The organism is Mesorhizobium sp. M7A.F.Ca.CA.004.04.2.1 (genome assembly GCF_004022825.1).
In the GTDB taxonomy this organism is placed as follows: domain Bacteria; phylum Pseudomonadota; class Alphaproteobacteria; order Rhizobiales; family Rhizobiaceae; genus Mesorhizobium.
Map to the genome: position 1 here is coordinate 1 of NZ_RZPH01000739.1, position 3102 is coordinate 3102.

At 64.6% G+C, this 3102-nt stretch carries 2 protein-coding genes and 1 pseudogene; all 3 read right to left on the bottom strand.

The genetic code is table 11. The features are described 5' to 3' along the window. A partial coding sequence (locus EN893_RS26145; protein WP_128361886.1) for a DUF5691 domain-containing protein occupies positions 1-1305 on the bottom strand: 1305 nt, incomplete at its 3' end. Next, positions 1302-2687, bottom strand: a complete 1386-nt coding sequence (locus EN893_RS26150) for an SWIM zinc finger family protein (protein WP_236383125.1) — start codon at positions 2685-2687, stop codon at positions 1302-1304. The genes EN893_RS26150 and EN893_RS26145, both read right to left, overlap by 4 nt. 194 nt (positions 2688-2881) lie before the next feature. After that, a pseudogene (locus EN893_RS26155) lies at positions 2882-3102 on the bottom strand (cell division protein FtsZ); the annotation flags it as partial.

Consider the following 3102-nt stretch of genomic DNA (forward strand, 5'->3'; position numbering starts at 1 on the left):
CATAGTTTCCAGAAGCTGGTCGACGCCTCGCCTCACAGCGTCATCGTTTGCTGCAACAGCGGAGCGAAGCGCCGCGAGCGTCTGGCCGTTTGTCAGGTCGGCCCATTCCAGCCAGCTTGCTTCGAGGCCCTCGGCCAGATTGAGCGCGCCAAGATGTTGCGTGTCCTTCAGGATCGACCTGACCAGGACACGCTTCCTGCGGCTGTCCAGACGCGCCATGAGGTGGAGGACGAAGAGTGCGGGCTTGTCACGTTCGGCGACAAGCATATCCGCCATGTGCGTCACCGCGGCGTCGCTGCCCGACGCGGCGACCATTCGGGCAACAAGGATATCGGCATTGCTCTCGGCGCCGAATTGCCACGCCCCGATAAACTCGGATTCGGTGGTGCCGAAGCGCGTGGCGAGGTCGACCAGGTTACAGGTCTCGAACAGTTCGGCGCGACGTCTTTCCTGCGCCGGCGATTTGAGTTTTGCCGGCGTGTAGGTGGTGCGGCGGCGGATGAAGCCGGATTTGCCTTCAGCGATGAAGGCAGCGAGTTCGGCCGTCGGATCTTCCGGCCCGCCACCGCCTGGCGAGCCGTGCTCTCCCAATCTTGCCAGCAACCGGCCAGCGAGCTCGCGCAGCTTGCCGGAACGATCGGCGGAGAGGCTCTTCAGGAATGGCACGTCATCGGCACCCAGGCCGAAGCGCAACAGGTCGACGAGTGCAATCCTGATCTCCGCCGGCTCTCCGGAGGCTTTGGTTTCGATCAGTTGCCGAGCCGAAGCCGGTGCGGTGCGGCGCATATCGGCGAGCGCGGTGCGGCGTGCGGCGGGATAGAAGTCATCCCAGTTTTCCACCGTCAGATGCTCCTGGCTTGCAGGTTTTTCGCCGTCCGCGCCTGCCTGCCAGTCGATCCAGGGTGCATAAACGTCCGGACTGCTCTGATCCGACGCGGCTGGCATCCAGTCCATCGGATGCAGCACGAAGCCGCGGCTGGCGACGAGCGTGACCACACGCGACTTGCTTCTTGTGTCGGCGGCATGCTTGAGCGCGGCTCGCAATAGCGGCCGCAGCCGTTCCGGCAGCATCGGCAAGGCGAGTTCGGGCAATTGCGGGCGGCGTTTCAGCATCTTTGGCGCGGCTGGCCGCAAGGCGGTGTCGAGAGCTTGTGCGGCGATCGCCAGCAGCCGGCGTTCGCGCTCGTCGGGGCTGGCACCGCCGGCGATCTCCTTCCACGCGCCCGGAGCCAGGTCGAAGGTGGTCCCGCCGGTGATCCAGCAGTCGCGCATGGCCGCCAGGCCGGTCTGCTCGATCTCGTTCACGACAGGTCAAGCCTCCCGAAACCGCTTTGCGCCGCCAGCAGGTCAAGCCGGCTGCCATTCCAAAGTGCTGCCGTTGCCATAAGGTCCAGCCCAAGCAGCGTTGGATTGACGGTGTCGGCAATCGGCAAGGCGATACCATGCGGATCGCCGGCGGCTTGCCACCAGGCAGCGCCCCGATCGTCCAGCAGGATCGCGCCGGGCGGCAGCATGACAGGACAATCGGTGAGCCAAGGGGCTGTGTTCTGGTGAGCAGCATGCGCCGCGAGCGGATCGGCTGTGTGAAAGCCGAAATCGGGCCACTCACCTGTCGGGACGTCGCCCTTGCGGTCCGCCACCAAGGCCCGCAGCGGCTGGCGTGCCGGGTAAAAGACCAGCCTGGCATCGAACCGGTCGCCCGGTGTGAAGGCGTTCGACCGGCGACCGGCCGAGGCCGGAAAATAGTCGAGCAAGAGAGCAAATTGCGGGCTCGCGCTCTTCAGGTTGAGCAGCCAGGTCGAATGGCTGACGAGACCGTCACGGCGCGACTCGATCTTCTCGCCAAGCACCTCCCAGACGCTTTCGACCTGTTTGGCATCGGGATTGGCCAGAACCTGCTCACGGCTTTCGGACGTCGATACGAGCCGCCTCAATTCGGCGTCGCCTGGCGTCGATCGCCAGGCCTTGGCCACCAGCACAAGCTTGCCTAGTTCGCGGATCGCCGCGTCCGGGCGCTCCTCGCTGCGCAGCCCCATCAGCCGTGACGGAATCTCGTCGATGCGGCCGGCAAGCGCTGTCGCCTTCATGTCGACCAGCCGTGCCGCAATCCGGCGGCAACGATCACTGCTGTTGTCGACAAAACCGGCCAGGCCAAGCCGCAACTGGTCAGCGATCCATTGATCCAGCTCATCCAACGCCGCCGACACCGCGGATTGCGTATCCAGCGTCCGCTTGCGCTGCGCTGCCTCGCGGCGCTCGACCGCAGCGGCGTCCTCGACATCAGCGCTTTCGTCGTCGCGCGAGGCCTCGCCAATGCTCTTGCCTCCCGCACCGGGCGCTGGCGCCGCCGGCTGCGGCGAGGCCTTCCTGCGGCGGCCGAGCCAATCATTCACCCATTCCGGGGCCGAGCCTGCGGCGGTAAAACTGGCCGGCGTGGTGGCTGCAATCCACATCAGCGCCAAAGTGTGCTTGCAGGGAAATTTCCGCGACGGACAGGTGCATTTGTAGCCATGGTCGCCGGTGTCGACGACCACACGATAGGGATTGGAGCCGGAACCCTGGCATTCCCCCCAGAGGAGCCCCAGTTGATCGCTCTTTTCGAGCCGTGGCCAGTTCGATTGCCTGGTCAACCTGGACGCTGCGCTCAACGACGCCTGATCGGGCGCAAGCGCTTCGATGGTTTTCAAGTCGAATTCCAAGCCGCGCCTCTCGTCGCTCGAACGATACGGGTAGCCAGTATAGATGGCCGTCTATGACGGATTCTTGTAGCAGCAGCGGTACCGAGATCGATACAGCTGAACACAATAGTTGCGCCAGTTGCTATCCGGCGATGTCTCCCTCGAGAAATTATCTCCTGGCGAGGATAAACGCGCGATATGACTTATTGAAGCGTCCGCGCCGGCTGACCGGCGTGGTCGCGCGCGATGCCGGCTTCGGCATCCTCCACACCAAACGCACGGTCGAGGCCCGTCGCCACCACCGAGACCCTGAAGCGGCCTTCCATGCCCTTGTCGAAGATGGCGCCAACGATGATGTCGGCATCCTCGTAGACCTCTTCGCGGATGCGGGTGGCGGCCTCGTCGACCTCGAACAGGGTCATGT